General features: G+C 60.2%; 14 protein-coding genes. 13 read left to right on the forward strand and 1 reads right to left on the reverse strand.

Translation table 11 applies throughout. The features are described from left to right. Positions 1–59 precede the first annotated feature (59 nt). The 5 genes from ftsH to BLR31_RS18330 all read left to right on the forward strand — a co-directional run bounded on the left by ftsH (position 60) and on the right by BLR31_RS18330 (position 7581). The gene (gene ftsH, locus BLR31_RS18310; RefSeq protein WP_090598859.1) at positions 60–1997 is read left to right on the forward strand and encodes an ATP-dependent zinc metalloprotease FtsH; all 1938 of its coding nucleotides are present in this window, start codon (positions 60–62) and stop codon (positions 1995–1997) included. A 651-nt stretch (positions 1998–2648) separates the two neighbouring features. Next, on the forward strand, positions 2649–4403 hold the full coding sequence (locus tag BLR31_RS18315) for a methyl-accepting chemotaxis protein (RefSeq protein WP_090598784.1): 1755 nt from the start codon (positions 2649–2651) through the stop codon (positions 4401–4403). A 72-nt stretch (positions 4404–4475) separates the two neighbouring features. Continuing rightward, positions 4476–5327, forward strand: coding sequence for a class I SAM-dependent methyltransferase (locus BLR31_RS18320; RefSeq protein WP_176762754.1), 852 nt, complete (start codon positions 4476–4478; stop codon positions 5325–5327). A gap of 96 nt (positions 5328–5423) precedes the next feature. Then, complete coding sequence (gene glmM / locus BLR31_RS18325; RefSeq protein ID WP_090598792.1) at positions 5424–6767, forward strand: phosphoglucosamine mutase; 1344 nt, start codon at positions 5424–5426, stop codon at positions 6765–6767. Positions 6768–6861: 94 nt separating this feature from the next. Beyond that, positions 6862–7581 carry an outer membrane protein gene (locus BLR31_RS18330; protein ID WP_090598795.1) on the forward strand — a complete coding sequence of 240 codons (720 nt, stop codon included), beginning with the start codon at positions 6862–6864 and terminating at the stop codon, positions 7579–7581. A 2-nt stretch (positions 7582–7583) separates the two neighbouring features. Here the strand turns inward: BLR31_RS18330 and BLR31_RS18335 are convergent, their stop codons facing one another. Then, a complete protein-coding gene (locus tag BLR31_RS18335) occupies positions 7584–8807 on the reverse strand; it encodes a benzoate/H(+) symporter BenE family transporter (RefSeq protein ID WP_090598799.1) in 1224 nt (407 codons plus the stop codon). Positions 8808–9095: 288 nt separating this feature from the next. Here BLR31_RS18335 and BLR31_RS18340 point away from each other — a divergent pair, with 288 nt between their 5' ends. The 8 genes from BLR31_RS18340 (at position 9096) to BLR31_RS18370 (ending at position 17456) form a co-directional block, all read left to right on the forward strand. Further along, a complete protein-coding gene (locus BLR31_RS18340; RefSeq protein ID WP_090598802.1) occupies positions 9096–9503 on the forward strand; it encodes a DUF4168 domain-containing protein in 408 nt (135 codons plus the stop codon). A gap of 54 nt (positions 9504–9557) precedes the next feature. Beyond that, complete coding sequence (locus BLR31_RS21805; RefSeq protein WP_176762755.1) at positions 9558–9710, forward strand: hypothetical protein; 153 nt, start codon at positions 9558–9560, stop codon at positions 9708–9710. 75 nt (positions 9711–9785) lie between these two features. Then, positions 9786–10886 carry a DUF418 domain-containing protein gene (locus BLR31_RS18345; RefSeq protein WP_090598806.1) on the forward strand — a complete coding sequence of 367 codons (1101 nt, stop codon included), beginning with the start codon at positions 9786–9788 and terminating at the stop codon, positions 10884–10886. Positions 10887–10917: 31 nt separating this feature from the next. Continuing rightward, the gene (locus BLR31_RS18350; RefSeq protein WP_210183952.1) at positions 10918–12024 is read left to right on the forward strand and encodes a THUMP domain-containing class I SAM-dependent RNA methyltransferase; all 1107 of its coding nucleotides are present in this window, start codon (positions 10918–10920) and stop codon (positions 12022–12024) included. Between the two features lie 60 nt (positions 12025–12084). Then, positions 12085–12762, forward strand: coding sequence for an SDR family oxidoreductase (locus BLR31_RS18355; RefSeq protein WP_090598814.1), 678 nt, complete (start codon positions 12085–12087; stop codon positions 12760–12762). Between the two features lie 93 nt (positions 12763–12855). Continuing rightward, a complete protein-coding gene (locus BLR31_RS18360; protein ID WP_090598863.1) occupies positions 12856–14478 on the forward strand; it encodes an ABC-F family ATP-binding cassette domain-containing protein in 1623 nt (540 codons plus the stop codon). 79 nt (positions 14479–14557) lie between these two features. Beyond that, on the forward strand, positions 14558–15661 hold the full coding sequence (locus BLR31_RS18365; RefSeq protein WP_090598817.1) for a sensor histidine kinase: 1104 nt from the start codon (positions 14558–14560) through the stop codon (positions 15659–15661). Positions 15662–16265: 604 nt separating this feature from the next. Beyond that, positions 16266–17456: a phosphoserine transaminase gene (locus tag BLR31_RS18370; protein WP_090598820.1), complete on the forward strand. Its 1191-nt coding sequence runs from the start codon at positions 16266–16268 to the stop codon at positions 17454–17456. Positions 17457–17488 lie beyond the last annotated feature (32 nt).

The raw sequence follows: 17488 nt of genomic DNA on the forward strand, positions 1-17488 counted from the left end.
GACCGCCGGCGCGTCCGGTGCGCAACACACGGGCGAAACGGCCCGACAGGACAGGATTGATGAACGGAAATTTTCGCAACTTGGCCATCTGGCTGGTGATCCTCTTCATGCTCTTGGGGCTGTTCCAGGTTTTCCAGTCTTCGAGCCGCACGGTGTCGACCGCAGAGCGCACCTATAGCCAGTTCATCTCCGACGTCGACAGTGGCCGCGTCGCTGAAGTGACCATCATCGAGAACGTGGTGCAGGGCCGCACCAACGAAGGCACACGCTTCGAGGTGACGATTCCCGAGGGCGCCAATGTCGTCGAGCGGCTTGAAGCGCAAGGCGTGGCGATCACGGCCCGCGCGCCGGAAGGCTCGCCCTTCTGGTCGGTGCTGCTCTCGAGCTGGCTGCCGTTTATCGTCCTCATCGCCATCTGGTTCTTCTTTATCCGCCAGATGCAGGGCGGCGGTCGCGGCGGCGCCATGGGCTTTGGCAAATCGCGCGCCAAGATGCTCACCGAATCCTCGACCAAGGTGACGTTCGAAGACGTCGCTGGCGTCGAAGAGGCCAAGCAGGATCTCGAGGAAATCGTCGAGTTCCTCAAGGACCCTGGCAAGTTCCAGCGCTTGGGCGGACGCATTCCGCGCGGCGTGCTGCTCGTTGGCCCTCCGGGCACGGGTAAGACCTTGCTGGCCCGTTCGGTGGCCGGTGAAGCCAATGTGCCGTTCTTTACCATTTCGGGTTCGGATTTCGTTGAGATGTTCGTCGGTGTGGGTGCCAGCCGCGTCCGCGACATGTTCGAACAGGCCAAGAAGAACGCACCCTGCATCATCTTCATCGACGAAATCGACGCCGTCGGTCGCCAGCGTGGCGCCGGTCTTGGCGGCGGTAACGACGAGCGCGAGCAGACGCTGAACCAGCTCCTGGTCGAGATGGACGGCTTTGAAGCCAACGAAGGCATCATCCTGATTGCGGCCACCAACCGTCCCGATGTTCTCGATCCCGCGCTTCTGCGTCCGGGCCGTTTCGATCGTCAGGTCGTCGTGCCAAATCCCGACGTTGCCGGTCGCGAACGCATCCTCAAGGTTCACGTTCGCAAGGTGCCTTTGGCTCCGGACGTCGATCTCAAGGTTCTCGCACGTGGCACGCCCGGTTTTTCGGGTGCGGACCTCATGAACCTCGTCAACGAATCTGCGCTTCTGGCCGCGCGCCGCAACAAACGGTTCGTGACCCACGCCGAGTTCGAGGACGCCAAGGACAAGATCCTCATGGGTGCCGAGCGTCGCACCATGGCGATGACGGACGAGGACAAGGCACTGACCGCCTACCACGAAGCCGGTCACGCGCTGATCAATTTGAAACTCACAGGCAAGCTCGATCCGATCCACAAGGCTACCATCATCCCGCGCGGTCGTGCGCTGGGCATGGTGATGACCCTGCCGGAAAAGGACAGCTATTCGTTCAGCCGCGAAAAGGCAGTTGCCCGTCTCGCCATGCTGTTTGGCGGACGCGAGGCCGAAATCTACAAATTCGGTCCCGAAAAGGTCACGTCAGGCGCGTCCGGCGATATCCAGATGGCCACGAGCCTCGCCCGCTCCATGATCATGGAATGGGGCATGAGCGAAAAGCTTGGTCGTGTGCGCTACAAGTCCAATGACCAGGAAGTGTTCCTTGGTCATTCGGTAACGCAGAGCCAGCACATGTCGGACGACACGGCCCGCATCATCGATCAGGAAGTGCGCAAGCTGATCGAGGATGGCGAAACCGCTGCCCGAGAAATGATCCGCGGCAATATCGACCAGTTCGAGACGCTGGCTCAGGCGCTGCTTGAGTTCGAAACCCTCACCGGCGACGAATTGCGCGGGTTGATGGAGGGCAAACAGCCTGTCCGCGATCTCGACAACGACAACACGCCCAAATCCACCGGCGTCCCGAAAGCCGGGAAGGCCCATAAGAAAAAGAGCGGCGATGCGGGCGAACCCGACGCCGGCCTCGAGCCCCAGCCGGGGACATGATTTAAAGGGCCGCTCTCTGAGCGGCCCTTTTTATTGGCGTGTTGAGTGCTTGCCTCTCCGCCTGAGTTTCCTCGACCACCCTCGCTCACGAAATAACTTATCCCCGCCCTCTCAACCGCCCCCATACTCCCCGAACGAACCCGCGCATATGGACGCAAGCGCAACGAACGTTTGGGCGGGTTTGGTTCGGGTTCCTTGTGGGTCGCTGCAGGGAAGGCCTAAACGTCACAAGTGCCGGTCGTCGGTACCCATACGACGGCTTACCGGGGAAACCCGGCGGCGAGTTTGAAGCGGTTTGGCCGTGGCCAAAGCCGAAGGTCCGGTGGACCTTTGGCAGCGCCCAAACGCCCGGAGACCTATGGTCGGAGGGCCAAACCCCAGCCTTCTGAAGGGCGAGTAAGCCAAAAATCCCGAGCGCCTGGGGCGATGATCGCTTCATACTACTAAATAAACCGCGGAGCGCTCATCGCCCCATGCCGTCTTCGACTACCGCTTAATCCGAGGCGATATCGCCGTCGGCAGTACAAGCGCGTCTGGGCTAGGGGAATAAACCTACTGGATTCCTAAACCGCCATTTAACCGAGGATGGTGTCATGGCTTGGCAGCGCCAAGGTCGAAAGACCATCCTGCGGGTGAACTGAGGGCCTGAATATGTTCACGAAATTTGGTCGCAAGACCGGCGACGACGCCGCAACCAAACTCGATGCCATCAACCGCTCGCAAGCGGTGATCGAATTTAATCTCGATGGCACGATCATCGATGCCAACGACAATTTCCTGTCCGCGCTCGGCTACGGCCTCGAGGAAATCCGCGGGCAACACCACAGAATGTTCGTCGAACCCGACTATGGCCGCAGCGGCGACTACGCAGCGTTTTGGCAGGGGTTGGGGCAGGGGCTGTATCAGGCCGGAGAATTTCGTCGGTTCGCCAAGGGCGGGCGCGAGGTGTGGATTCAGGCGAGCTACAATCCCGTGCTCGACAAGGCTGGCAACCCAGTCAAAGTCATCAAATTCGCATCCGATATAACCGAGCAAAAGCGCCGTGCCGCCGATCATGTCGCGCAGATCGCGGCGATCCACCGGGTTCAGGCGGTGATCGAATTCACGCTCGACGGCACTGTGCTCACCGCCAATGAGAATTTCCTGTCCACCGTCGGCTATGCACTCGCGGAGATAAAAGGCCGCCATCACGGCATGTTCTGCGATCCAATACTCGTCAAAACTGCCGACTACGCCAATTTCTGGCAACGGCTGCGGAGTGGCGAATTTGTCGCCGGCGAATTCGAGCGCCGGGGTAAGGGCGGCGCTGAAATCTGGATCCAGGCGAGCTACAACCCGGTTCTCGACCCCACGGGAAAACCGATCAAGATCATCAAGTTCGCGACCGATATCACCGAACGCAAGCGCGCCGAAGCCGTCATCGATCTCATGAGCATGAGCCTCGAACGCATGGCGCAGGGCGATTTGTCGGGCCGCATCGAGCAGCAATTTTCCGGCCAGTACGAGACGCTGCGGAGCGCTTACAATAAGACACTCGACACGTTCTCAGGGATCGTCTCGCGCCTGAAAGACACATCACGCACCGTAAAGACCGCGACCAGCGAATTGCTGACCGGTGCCAACGATCTCTCGGAACGCACGACGCGTCAGGCGGCAACGAGCGAGGAAACCTCGGCCACAATGGAGCAATTGGCCGGTGCGGTTATCGCTAGCGCCAACGATGCCCGGACGGCGGCGGAAAACACAGGCGCCCTGTCGCACTCGGCTACAGAGGGTGGCGAGGTGATGGCGAAAGCCAGCGCGGCCATGCAGCGCATCTCCGCGTCTTCAGCCAGAATTTCCAACATCATTGGGATGATCGATGACATCGCGTTCCAGACCAATCTTCTGGCTCTGAACGCATCGGTAGAAGCGGCGCGGGCGGGCGAGGCCGGCAAGGGGTTTGCCGTTGTTGCCATCGAGGTGCGGCGCCTGGCGCAGTCGGCTGCCGACGCGTCGGCGGAGATCAAGACGTTGATCGAAGCCAGCGCCAATGAGGTCAACGGCGGCACGCGGTTGGTCGAACAGGCGGCAGATCGCCTCAATGCCATCCTCAACTCGGCGCAGAAAAGCTCGTCGCTGGTCGCAGCCATCGCCAAGGCAAGTGCCGAACAGTCGTCGGCCATCGAAGAAATCAATGTCGCCGTGCGTCAGCTTGACGAAATGACCCAGCACAATGCGGCTCTCGTCGAACAGACAAATGCCGCCGTCGAACAGACTGAGAGCCAGGCCATCGAACTCGACGGCATCGTCGCTGTGTTCAAGCTTGCTGGAACCGAGGCCGAGACGCAAAAGGATATGCGCCCGCGCGTGCGATTTGCATCCCGAGGCAATACGGCAATCGCCCAGGATTGGAGCGAATTCTGACGCCAGCCGTAAGCAATCTTGTTTTTGCCGATGTGCTTGTTTACCGAGAGGTCAAACGGAGACACATCAATAGTGGCAAAGATCGACACCAAAACCGAAGGCCTCGACCTTTACGTCTATGTGGCCAAGACCTTCGCCGACAGCCCATGGCTCCACTACGGGCTCTGGGAGCCCGGCGAGCGGCCCAATATCCCGCAATTGCGGATGGCCCAGGAGCGCTATGTCGACAAGCTCCTCTCGCTCATCCCACCCGCCCCGGGCCGCTTGCTCGACATTGGCGGGGGCACCGGCGAAATGGCCAAGGTGCTGCTCGACAAGGGTTATAGTGTCGAAATGATCACGCCTAGCCATTTGCAGGCCGAAGTCGCCGCCGAAAAACTAGGGCCCAACGCCAAGGTGCATGAAACAAAGTTCGAGACGTTTTCCGGCACGGGCCCCTTCGATATCTGCATGTTCTCCGAGAGCTTCCAATACGTCAAACTCGACGTCAGTCTTGAAAAGCTCAAAGCGCTTCTCGTGCCGGGTGGACATGTCGTCATCGCCGACTGTTTCCGCTCAGAAGGCTATGAGGGTGGACGCCAGCCCGGTGGCGGGCATCGCTATACTGAATTTCTGACCGCCATCGAACGTCATGGGTTCGAACTTGTGGAAAGCCATGACGTGACCAAAGCGGCGGCCCAGACCATGGCTGTCGACCAGCAGGTCTATCGCGGGTTCGTAGCCCCGACCGTGGAACAGGTCACCGCGCTGCTTTCTGCAAAGCGCCCGATCCTTTTTCGCATCGGCTCCTGGCTCTACAAGATTTTCGTCCCGAAAAAGGAGCGCCAAAACATCGTCGAGCGTCTCAAGGCCGATTATCGCTCGCCCGAGGCGTTCGAGAGGGTCAACACCTACCGCTTCTTGTTGCTCAAAAGCCTCGGGTAAGGCGAGGCATTTACCGCAGACTCAACTCTGCCTTTTTCTTCACCACTGTGGCGGTATATAACTGGGCTGCTTTGGGCAAACGGGATTCATCCTATCATGGCACGGAAATACTTCGGCACCGACGGTATCCGCGGGCTTGCGAATGGCGCAAAGCTGACCCCCGACCTTGCATTGCGCGTCGGCATGGCCACCGGCCTTGCCTTCAAGCGCGGCGATTACGCGCACCGGGTCGTGATCGGCAAGGACACGCGGCGCTCGGGCTATATGATCGAGAACGCGCTAACAGCCGGATTTACCGCCGTGGGCATGGATGTCCTGCTGCTTGGCCCAATGCCGACCCCGGCTGTCGCCATGCTGACACGCTCCATGCGCGCTGACGTGGGCGTAATGATTTCCGCATCGCACAATCCGTTCGAGGACAATGGCATCAAGCTCTTTCGCCCCGACGGATACAAGCTATCGGACGGCTTTGAAGCCGAGATCGAAAAGCTGATCGATTCCGATCTCACCGAGCGCTTGGCGCGCGGCACCCACATCGGACGCGCCCGTCGCGTCGAAGAGGCGCGCGTGCGTTACGTTGAATATGCGAAGCGCACCCTGCCGCGCGATATTGACTTTACCGGCCTGCGTGTCGTCGTCGATTGCGCCAATGGCGCTGCCTACAAGACCGCGCCGGAAGTCCTCTGGGAACTGGGCGCCGAAGTCATTTCCATTGGCGTTACGCCCGATGGCTACAACATCAACGACAATTGCGGGTCGACCGCGCCGGGTGCGTTGATCCAGAAGGTCAAGGATCTGCGCGCCGACATCGGCATTGCGCTCGATGGCGATGCCGATCGCGTGCTGATCGTCGATGAAAAGGGCAATGAGGTCGATGGGGACCAGTTGATGGCCGTCATCGGTTCGTCCTGGCACCAGCGCGGGCAACTGGTGGGCGGCGGTATCGTTGCAACGGTCATGTCCAATCTCGGGCTGCAGCGCTATCTCGAAGGGCAGGGGCTGCTGCTCGAGCGCACCAGCGTGGGCGACCGCTATGTTCTCGAAGCCATGCGCGGCAAGGGCTACAATGTCGGCGGTGAACAGTCCGGGCACATCATTCTCTCCGATTTCACCACAACTGGCGACGGCCTCGTCGCGGCGCTTCAGCTTCTGGCTGTGGTCAAGCAGGAGGGCAAGCCGGTCTCCGAAGTGTGCCACCGCTTCGAACCCGTGCCGCAATTGCTCCAGAACATCCGCTACCGCAGCGGCAAGCCTTTGGAGGACAAATCGGTGAAGGATTTGATCGCCGAAGCGGAAATCCGGCTTGGGAAAAGCGGGCGTCTGATTATCCGCGAATCGGGAACCGAGCCGGTGATTCGTGTCATGGGCGAGGGCGACGACGCCAAGCTCGTCTCCCAAGTGGTCAGTGAAATTGCGAGTGCCATTGGCAAAGTAGCGTAAGCACAGGTTAAAAATTACGGTTAATCGCGCTTTAACAAAGTCACTCTAAGGTTGATTGAAATCACGTGATTTGTCTCGCTTAGGGAAAGCGCTCATGAATAAGCTGGTGGCTCCGATTGCCTTTGCAACTGCGGCAATCTTTTCGACTGCGGCATTTGCTGCAGACCCCGTAACATTCGACTATCCGGTCTTTAAAGACTACGTGCCGCCCGTTGACGAAGGGCTGATGGGCTCGTTCTACCTGCGCGGCAGTGCGGCGGGAAATTATGCCTGGGGCCGTGAGGCACGGCATCCTGAGACGGGCGAGATTTTCGAGATCACCGAAGGTGGCTGGGGATATAGCGCCGGTATCGGCGCTGGTTACGAAACAGGCACCGGCCTTCGCTTTGATGCGACCGTTGATTATCTCCTCAACAATGACATGACGGCGGATGTGCCCGACGGTCTCGGCGACCGCTCACTGGAACTGCGTTCGACCATCGCGTTGGCTAACGTTTACTATGATTTCGGCCTTGGCGGTGACGGTCTCACAGCAGCGGGTGGCACGTTCGGTTACGTCGGTGCAGGTGCCGGTGTGGCGTTCAACGAATCTCGGGTGACAGACAATGTGGGGCCAGGCGAGTGGGGCTCCAATACCAGCTTTGCTGCAGCCGGTATGGCTGGTGTGGGCTATGATTTCGGCGCGGTCGTTGCCGACCTTGGCTACCGTGCCCTCTACATCAACAGCATCGAAAACGATAACTCGACTCCTCCGTACGCGATCGACGACACGCTGATCCATGAAATCCGCGCTACGGTCCGGTATCGGTTCTAAGGTCACCGGTCTTTCATGCTTTCATCTGGGCGGTCCTTGGGGCCGCCCGTTTTCGTTTGGGCGCCGTCGAGTACAAGCATCATGGCTCCACCGACCAAAAGTCCCCAGAAGGCGGCGCCGATGCCGAAAAGGGTCAGGCCCGAAGCTGCGGTGATGAAGGTGAGTATGGCCGGCAGCCGCAAGCGCTCGCCTTCGAGCGCGCCGATGAGGGCCGAGGCAAGGCTGCCCACCAGGGCGAGCCCCGCGACCGTCTGGATCAACAACGGTGGTGCTGCGGTGACAAGGGCTGCAGCCAGGCCAGCGCCGAGTGCAAGAACGACGTAAAAGGCTCCGCCGGCAACTGCCGCGATGTAGCGTTTGGCTGGGTCGGGATGGGCATCGGGGCCTGCGCAGAGTGCCGCGGTGATTGCGGCGAGGTTGATCATCTGCCCGCCGATCGCAGCGCCGATGCCGCTCACGAGGCCAGTCGAGATAAAGATGGGGCCAACCGCCGGTCGATAGCCGTTGGTATTCAGAACGGCGAGGCCCGGAATATTCTGAGATGCCATGGTGACCACAAAGAGCGGTATGGCGATGCCGATTATGGCGTCGAAGGTCAGGGACGGCATGACTAGGATAGGTGTAGGGGATGCGGTCAGAAGTCCAGAGGGCAAGTCGGTGGAGAGCGCTATTACAATCACCGTTACAAGGACTGCGGCGGGCACTGCCCAGATGCGCGCGAATTTCAGTGTCAGCGCCCAGACGATGACGACGGGCAGCGCCAGCATCGGCATCTCAGCCACCGCCTGAACAGGCGCAAGGCAGAGGTTAAACAGGATTCCTGCCAGCATTGCCGCGGCGAGTGGCATGGGAATCGAGGCCACAGCCCGTCCGAATGGCCGCCAGAGGCCCGCCAGCACCGTCAGCATTGCAGCGACCATAAAGGCACCGACAGCGGCGGAAAATCCGCCTTCTACGGTGCCCGTGGCGATCAACAGCGCTGCGCCCGGTGTGGACCAGGCGATGGCGATGGGCATTTTCCAGACCAGACTGAGAACGATGCCCAGAAGGCCCATGCCCAATGTCAGCGCAAAGAGACCCGAGGCGGCCTGATCGGGCGTGGCCCCTACTGCGTCAAAGCCCTGCAACACAATGGCAAAGGAACTGGCAAAACCGACGACCGACGCGAGGAGCCCGGAAAAAACCGGCTGTACCCATGTGGGCGATCGGGATGCGGCCAAGCTCATGTCTGGACTTACCATTGGGGAATCGAGGATTGAGCTCACTTATAGAGCGAGGGACAGGAGATGGCCACGCACGGGGCGAAAGTGCCGCCTTGTCGCCTATTTTTGCCTCCGTGAGATCGGATGCGCCCAGGGTTCTAGATGCAAGTTTTTGATTACTAAAGGGAAATTCACATATCACATTTTCGTCATCCTGACTCGCGATGGTTCTCCGGCCGGTGGCCGCAGGCGACCGGTAAGTGAGTGTTCGTCTCTGAGAGGCGTTCCGTAACGAACGGAAAAGGACCAGATATGACCCTTCGCATCAACCTCGCGGCGACGCTTTCCGGCGTGGCGCTTCTGGCAGCAAGCTTCGGACCGGCCATTGCGCAAGATGCGGGTACGACGGCCGCGCCTGAGCAGCCGGCAATGGTCGCTCCAGCAACTGATTTCAGCGATGCCCAGATCGGTGCGTTCGCAGTCGCGTATGTAGAAGTTATGGAAATCGGCATGGCGTTCGAGCAGCAAATGCAAACAGCCGAGACCGATGAAGATTTGACCAGCCTTCAATTTGAGGCGCAGCAGCAAATGGTTGCAGCCGTTGAAGGAATCGATGGTTTGTCCGTTGACGAATACAACGCCGTGCTGACCGCAGCACAGGCAGATCCCGCTTTGGCTGAACAAATACAGGATGAAGTTGACACTTTGCTGGCCGAATAGGGAACCCAAACCGGTTCTGATCATTTTAACCACGGAAGACAAAGGAGAACTGAAATGCGTAAGTTTCTTGCCCTTCTCGCCTTGCCCTTGATGCTCGCGGTTGCAGCGTGCGACGCCCCTCCAGGCGATGGTACCGTTCCGCCGGCTGATCCTGCGGCGACAACAACTCCGGCTGATCCGACGACCACCACTACGCCGGGTATGTAAGCCAGACCGAATTTTATGTTTTCGGGGCGTTCCTAACGGAGCGCCCCTTTCGTTTGTGGTAAATGATGTGCCGAATTGACAACTGATATAGCCGACAATTATCGCTCCTTTTCCGGCCGGCTGATGGGTGTCGACGCCGCACGCGGGCTTTCGGTCATCGGCATGACAATGGTCCATGTCGGACCCAACAGCGCCGAAGGTCTGGGCGGTGCAATATATGGTTTCCCGCACGGACGGGCCTCGGTGCTCTTTGTACTTGTGGCCGGGATTGGTGCCGCGCTGTTGTCTCGAACGGACGAGCGCCGCTGGGACGCGCGGCTCCGGCTGTTCTGGATTGCCGCGCTGTTCTTGTTGATCGGGCTGGGGCTTCAAAGTCTCGACCATGGCGTCGCGGTTATCCTGCAGCATTACACAGCGTTCTATCTTCTGGCGCTTCTTTTGATCCCGGCATCCCCTTCGCTGCTGTTTGGATTGGGCATCGCCACCGCGCTTGTCGGACCGATTGCGTACTTCGTCCTTCGCCGCCTTTTGAGTGATGTCGTCGAGCGGGAAACCGTCGGATGGGGCGATGGCTTGGGAGATGTCCTCGCCGGGCTGGTCCTGACAGGGCCGTATCCAGTCCTTGTCTGGGGCGCGATTGTCATATGGGGCATGTGGATTGGTCGCCAAAAGCTGACATATGCGTCCGTGCAATGGATTTTGATTGCGAGCGGCATCGTCGTAGCGATATCGGCGGAAGCCATTTCCTGGTTGGCGCTTGGTCAATACGGGCGACCCGATGACAGTACCGACTGGCGAAATTTGCTGATTGCCGATGGCCATAGCCAGATGCCGCTTTGGTTGATTTCGAGTATCGGCTCGGCAACGGCTCTCGTGGGCATCGGGCTGGCGATCGGGCGGCGTTGGCCATCGGCGATCTGGCCTCTGGCAGCTCTAGGGCAGGTGGCGCTGACATATTATATCGCCCATCTGGTCGCGCTTCATTTCCTGGAGGACCGTCTGCGGTTTTCCGATGTTCGCCATGCTGCCCCATCGGCGATGATGCTGGCAGTATTGGGTATCGGTTTTGCCATTGCCTGGAGGCGGTATCTCCGGCGCGGACCTGTCGAATGGATCATGGCCCGACCGTTCGACCGGCATCGCAGGCGAGAGGCATCACAAAACCCTCGCCCATGAGACGCCTTCGGTCTAATGAGGCGCGATGAACATGCCAGAGACATTTGAAATCTTCCTTGTCGCTATGCCGGGGCTCGAGGTGCCGCTGTTGGCGGAGGCGCAATCCGTCGGCTTTACGAGCGCACGGATCGAACCGGGTGGCGTCGCCTTCAACGGCACATGGCATGACGTCTGGAGGGCCAATCTGCAGATGCGCGGCGCCGGTCGGGTGCTCGTGCGCTTTGCGCACTTCCGCGTGACCCATCTTGCGCAACTGGATAAGAAGGCGCGCGGTCTCGACTGGAGCGCTATCCTGCGCGCCGACGTGCCTGTCCGGGTCGAAGCCACCTGCCGCAAGTCCAAGATTTATCATTCGGGTGCCGCCGCTCAGCGCGTTGAAACCGCGATCGCCGAGGAACTGGGCGCGCCTGTCTCATCGGACGCAATCGTCCGCGTCCTGGTGCGGATCGATAATGATGAATGCACAGTCAGCGTCGATACCTCGGGCGAGGGCCTGCACAAGCGCGGGCACAAGCAGGCCGTCAACAAAGCGCCCATGCGTGAGACGCTCGCGGCGTTGTTTTTGCGCCAATGTGGATATGAGGGGCAGGAACCGGTCGTTGATCCCATGTGCGGGTCTGGAACTTTTGTCATTGAAGCTGCCGAAATTGCAGTGGGTCTCCCCGCCGGGCGGGCGCGTCATTTTGCGTTCGAAAAGTTGGCAGGTTTCGATCCGACAAGGTGGGATAATCTGCGGTCCCAATATAAGCCATCATCAACCGACCTCACCTTCTATGGCAGTGACAGGGATGCCGGCGCCATTGCGATGAGCATAGCCAATGCCGAGCGTGCGGGGATAAGTGAACGGACGCAGTTTTCCCAAAAGCCGGTCGAAGCGCTTGAGCGGCCCGATAGCCCGACTGGGCTGGTGATAGTCAACCCGCCGTATGGGCTGCGCATCGGGGACCGAAAAAAGCTCTACCCAGTTTATGGAGCGCTCGGACAGGTGCTGCAAAGTCGATTTAGCGGCTGGCGTGTGGGATTGATCACGGCTGATCCCTCGCTTGCCCGAGCGACCGGTCTGCCGTTCGAAAAGCCTGGGCGTACCGTCGACAACAATGGCATCCGCATTGCGCTCTATCGTACCAAGGCGCTTTAGGCGGCAACCTTTGGTCCTGCAGCTGGGTTTGTGCAGCGGAACAGCAATGGAGACAGTGGTATGGCAAGGCGGGCGATCGTTACCGGCGGTGCGGGGCTTATCGGAACCGGCATATGCAAGAGGCTGAATGAGGAGGGTTGGGAGATCGCCGCGTTCGATCTCAAGTCGTCCGAAATCGGCACCTCGATCATTTGTGATGTCGGCAGCGAGGCCTCGGTCGCAGCTGCGTTCGATGCGCTGGGGTGGGATCGCCTCGATCTGCTGGTCAATAATTCTGGTATCGCGGGACCTGATAATAGTCCGATTGCCGAATTGTCGCTTTCGGACTGGCGGAAGGTCATCGACAGCCATTTGACCGGTGCATTTTTGGTGACGCGGACTGCGGTAAGGTTGATGGGGACGGGCTCTTCGATCATCAATATGGCTTCGACGCGGGCCTTCATGTCGGAGCCAAATACCGAGGCTTATGCAGCGTCCAAGGGTGGGCTCGTGGCGCTAACACATTCTCTGGCCATTTCGCTCGGGCCAGACATTCGCGTTAACGCGATTGCTCCGGGATGGATCACGGAGGACACCGCGTTGCGGGAGAAAGATCACGCGCAGCACCCGGTGGGTCGCGTGGGGCGGCCCGAGGATATTGCACAGGCGGTTTTGTATCTGGCTGATGCGGGGTTCGTTACCGGACAGGTTTTGACTGTTGACGGCGGCATGACGCGCAAGATGATCTACGCCGAATAGTCGCACCGTCTTGCAAGTGTCGCCGTGAAGTGATTTACGGCGCTCAGAATGGCCGCTCCGGTTGGGGCGGCCTTGTCTTTGAAGGTGCCCTCCATGATCCGTCTCGAAAATATCGGCAAGCAAAACGGCAAGCAGATCGTTTTCATCGAAGCCTCCGCTGCGTTGCAAAAGGGGGAAAAGATCGGGCTTGTCGGCCCGAACGGGGCGGGCAAGACGACGCTGTTTCGCATGATCACCGGCGAAGAAGCGCCCGATGAGGGGCAGGTGTCGGTCGATCGTGGAACGACGATCGGGTATTTCTCCCAGGATGTCGGCGAGATGGGCGGACGCTCGGCGGTGGCCGAAGTGATGGATGGTGCCGGGCCGGTTGCTGCTCTCGTCTCGGAGATGCGGCAGCTTGAGGCCGATATGGGCGATCCGGATAGTGCCGACGACATGGACGCGATCATTGCGCGTTATGGCGAGGTGACCGAGCAGTTCGAGGAGCTGGACGGTTACGCGCTCGACGGACGGGCCCGCGAGGTTCTCGACGGGCTCGGGTTTTCCCAGGCCATGATGGACGGCGAGGTCGGCGCGTTGTCTGGCGGGTGGAAAATGCGCGTGGCGCTTGCCCGCATTCTTCTGGCGCGGCCCGATGTGCTGCTGCTCGACGAACCGTCCAACCATCTCGATATCGAAAGCCTGATCTGGCTCGAGGAGTTTTTGAAGAATTTCTCCGGCGCCTTGTTGATGACCTCGCATGATCGCTCGTTCATGAACCGGGTGGTCAACAAGATCATCGAGATCGATGCGGGGACGCTCACCTCTTATACGGGCGATTACGAATTCTATCAGGATCAGCGGGCTATTGCCGACAAGAACCAGCAGGCTCAGTTCGAGCGGCAGCAGGCGATGCTCGCCAAGGAAATCCAGTTCATCGAGCGCTTCAAAGCGCGGGCCAGTCACGCGGCGCAGGTGCAAAGCCGGGTGAAAAAGCTCGACAAGATCGATCGCGTCGAGCCGCCTAAGCGTCAGCAAAGGGTGGTGTTTGAGTTCCGTCCGGCGCCGCGCTCGGGCGAGGACGTTGCAGTGCTCAAGGACGTCTCCAAGCGCTATGGCGAAAAGACGATCTATGACGGGCTCGATTTCCACGTTCGGCGCAAGGAGCGCTGGGCGATCATGGGGGTGAACGGGGCCGGCAAGTCGACGCTGCTCAAGCTGGTGACGGGAACGGCCGAACCCGACCAGGGGTCGGTCAGACGCGGCCCGAGCGTCAAGATGGGATATTTCGCCCAGCACGCCATGGATGTTCTCGATGGCGATCTGTCGATCTTCGACATGTTGCAGCAGGAGTTTCCGCAGTCGGGGCAGGCGCCGTTGCGGGCGCTGGCCGGGGCGTTCGGTTTTTCCGGCGACGATGTGGAGAAGAAGTGCCGCGTGCTGTCGGGCGGGGAAAAGGCGCGGCTTGTGATGGCCATGATGCTGTTTGATCCCCCCAATTTCCTTGTGCTCGACGAGCCCACCAACCACCTCGACATCGCCACCAAGCAGATGCTGATCGAAGCCTTGTCGAACTATGAGGGCACGATGCTGTTCGTTTCGCACGACCGGCACTTTCTGGCCGAATTGTCCAATCGGGTCCTCGAGGTTTCGCCAGAGGGTGTGCGGACATTTGGCGGCGGGTATCGGGAATATGTCGAGAGCACCGGCCAGGAGGCGCCGGGCCTGCGGCACTGAGGGGGTGACTATCCGAAAGAGCATAAACCCGATATAGCTCGCGCTCGGGGGCACCGAAAAACTTTAGTACGGAGCTTGCATGCAAGCCAGACCACACCCCTTGCAGGCGGAACGGCTCCAGGCGCTGTACTCCTACGAGGTTCTGGACACGGATCGCGAGAAGGATTTTGACGACATCGTCGAACTCGCCTCGGCCATCTGCGGCACCGCGATTTCGGTGGTGAACCTGATCGACGTGGACCGGCAATGGTTCAAGGCCGAGACCGGGCTGGGCGTACGGGAAACGCCGCTGGCCACTTCGATCTGCTCGCATGCCATTCTCGAGAGCAGGTTCGTGGAAATCCACGATACGCTGGCCGATCCACGCATGCAGGATAATCCGCTGTGTACCGGAGAGCCCGGATTGCGGTTTTATGCCGGAGCGCAGCTGTTGACTCAGGACGGGTTGCCGCTCGGAACGCTGTGCGTGCTGGACTACGAGCCCAAATCGCTGACGCCGTTGCAGCGGGACACGCTGCGGGTTCTGGCGCGTCAGGTGATGGCGCAGCTCGAGATGCGCAAGGCGCTCAGGGCGACGACATTGCTGCGCCAGGAAGTCGATCACCGGGTCAAAAACTCGCTGCAATCGCTTTCGGCCTATGTCCGGCTGCAGGCGCGCGGGGCGAAGTCCGATGATACGCGGGACGCGCTGGCAGCAACCGGCAACCGGATCTCGGCGGTGGCGACGCTGCACGAACAGCTCTATCTCGCCGACGCCGGGCCGACCGTGGCGCTGGACCGGTATGTGGCGAGCCTTTGCGATCATCTTCTGACCGGTGCGCCGGAGAACGTGACGCTCGACGTGGCGGTGGTCCCCGTTACGGTGGGCTCGCGACAGGCGGTGGCGGTCGGCACGCTGATCAACGAATTTGTGACCAATTCCTACAAGCACGCTTTTCCGGACGGGAAGGGCGGTTCGGTTTCGATCGCCATCACCCGAGGCGCCGACGGGCTGGTCCATGTGACCTGCCGCGACGACGGGGTGGGGCTTGGCGAAAATGCCGACACCCGCTCGGGCGGGCTGGGCATGCAGATTGCGCGGGTGATCTGCGCGGAGTTGCAGTGCGATCTCGTGTTCGAACCCGGAGAGCAGGGCGTTGTTCTCAAGATCGCTTTTGCTGCTGAAGAATTTCACGGCGCCTGATCGCCCGGTTCGCTCCTTGGGTTCATTCCCATAGGCATGCGGATGTGCCCGCTGGCGCTACCATCGGGTCGCTGCAATTTCAAAGACGGCATGGGGCGATGAGCGCTCCGCACTGTATTTGTTTTATATGAAGCGATCATCGCCCCAGGCGCTCGGGATTTTTGGCTTACTCGCCCTTCAGAAGGCTGGGGTCAATCCCCGCCGGGTTTCCCCGGTAAGCCGTCGTATGGGGGCGACGACCGGCACTTGTGACGTTTAGGCCTTCCCTGCGGCGACCCGCAAGGAACCCGAACCAAACCCGCCCAAACGTTCGTTGCGCTTGCGTCCATCAACGCGGGTTCGTGAGAGCAGTATGGATGCGGTTTGGCGCGCGGGGATAAGTTTTTCGCTGGCGAGGGTGGTCGGGGGCACAGGGGCACAGAGACGCGGAACCTGGAGGACGGTGAATTAGGACTACAAGCGCGAAGGTCAGTGGGGCGCTAGGTTCGCAACCTATTTGAACTCCCTAAAACTCACCCTTGCCAACTGCCCCCATCCTCCCCTATACGGGCTGCGGGCCATCCCTCCCCAACGAGGGACGACCCATCTGTAAGGATGGAGCAACATGACAGATATTTCAGCGGCCAACGCCGCCCTTCCGGACGTGCGTCCGGCCAATCCCAATTTTTCGTCAGGTCCTTGTGCGAAGCGTCCCGGGTGGACGATCGAAGCGCTTTCGGGTGCGCTGGTGGGGCGGTCCCATCGGGCCAAGCCGGCCAAGGCCCGCATTCAGCGCGCGATCGATCTGACGCGTGAATTGCTCGAAGTTCCAGACGATTACCTGATCGGCATCGTGCCGGCATCGGACACGGGCGCCGTCGAGATGGCGCTGTGGGGCATGCTTGGCGCGCGTGGCGTCGATATGCTGACCTGGGAATCGTTTGGCGCGGGCTGGGTCACCGACGTGCAAAAGCAGTTGAAGCTCGACGATGTGCGGGTGCTCAAGGCCGAATATGGCGAACTGCCCGATCTCGATCAGGTCGATTTTTCCCGCGACGTGGTATTCACCTGGAACGGCACGACGTCGGGCGTGCGGGTGCCCAATGGCGACTGGATCCCTTCCGACCGCGAAGGGCTGACGATTTGCGACGCGACCTCGGCTGCGTTTGCGCAGAACCTCGATTTCTCCAAGCTCGATGTGGTGACGTTTTCCTGGCAGAAGGCGCTGGGCGGTGAAGCCGCCCATGGTATCCTGATCCTTTCACCGCGCGCCGTCGAACGGCTGGAAACCTTTACTCCCGCCAACCGTCCAATGCCGAAAATTTTCCGGCTGACCAAGGGCGGCAAGCTTATGGCCGACGTCTTTGAAGGCGCTACCATCAACACGGTCTCGATGATCTGCGTCGAAGACGCCGTCGATGCTATGGAATGGGGGCAGAAGGTCGGTGGCCTCAAGGCGCTGCAGGCGCGTGCCGATGCCAATGCCAAGGCGATTTCGGACTGGGTGGAAAAGACCGCCTGGGTCGATTTCCTTGCCACCGATCCCGCTGTGCGGTCCAACACTTCGGTGTGTTTGAAGATCGTCGACCCGGACGTCACGGCTTTGCCGGACGACGTTCAGGCGAAGCTGGCCAAGGCTGTGGTTTCGCGTCTCGACAAGGAAGCCGTTGCCTATGACATCGGCGGTTATCGCGATGCGCCCACGGGCTTTCGCATCTGGTGCGGATCGACGGTTGAAACGGCCGATCTTGAAAAGCTGACACCATGGCTCGACTGGGCGTTTGCCCAGGAAAAGAAGGCGGCGTTGGCGTCCTGATCGGGCGCTGCGCACCCCTCATCCAACCCGGC

This window comes from Pelagibacterium luteolum, from assembly GCF_900100665.1.
GTDB lineage: Bacteria > Pseudomonadota > Alphaproteobacteria > Rhizobiales > Devosiaceae > Pelagibacterium > Pelagibacterium luteolum.

Excerpts from the sequence above, each read along its gene's own strand:
- BLR31_RS18340 (WP_090598802.1), top strand. The coding sequence starts at position 9,096 with ATGACCCTTCGCATCAACCTCGCGGCGACGCTTTCCGGCGTGGCGCTT.
- BLR31_RS18335 (WP_090598799.1), bottom strand. The coding sequence starts at position 8,807 with ATGAGCTTGGCCGCATCCCGATCGCCCACATGGGTACAGCCGGTTTTT.
- BLR31_RS18350 (WP_210183952.1), top strand. The coding sequence starts at position 10,918 with ATGCCAGAGACATTTGAAATCTTCCTTGTCGCTATGCCGGGGCTCGAG.
- BLR31_RS18330 (WP_090598795.1), top strand. The coding sequence starts at position 6,862 with ATGAATAAGCTGGTGGCTCCGATTGCCTTTGCAACTGCGGCAATCTTT.
- BLR31_RS18315 (WP_090598784.1), top strand. The coding sequence starts at position 2,649 with ATGTTCACGAAATTTGGTCGCAAGACCGGCGACGACGCCGCAACCAAA.
- BLR31_RS18360 (WP_090598863.1), top strand. The coding sequence starts at position 12,856 with ATGATCCGTCTCGAAAATATCGGCAAGCAAAACGGCAAGCAGATCGTT.
- BLR31_RS18355 (WP_090598814.1), top strand. The coding sequence starts at position 12,085 with ATGGCAAGGCGGGCGATCGTTACCGGCGGTGCGGGGCTTATCGGAACC.
- glmM (WP_090598792.1), top strand. The coding sequence starts at position 5,424 with ATGGCACGGAAATACTTCGGCACCGACGGTATCCGCGGGCTTGCGAAT.
- ftsH (WP_090598859.1), top strand. The coding sequence starts at position 60 with ATGAACGGAAATTTTCGCAACTTGGCCATCTGGCTGGTGATCCTCTTC.
- BLR31_RS18365 (WP_090598817.1), top strand. The coding sequence starts at position 14,558 with ATGCAAGCCAGACCACACCCCTTGCAGGCGGAACGGCTCCAGGCGCTG.
- BLR31_RS18370 (WP_090598820.1), top strand. The coding sequence starts at position 16,266 with ATGACAGATATTTCAGCGGCCAACGCCGCCCTTCCGGACGTGCGTCCG.
- BLR31_RS21805 (WP_176762755.1), top strand. The coding sequence starts at position 9,558 with ATGCGTAAGTTTCTTGCCCTTCTCGCCTTGCCCTTGATGCTCGCGGTT.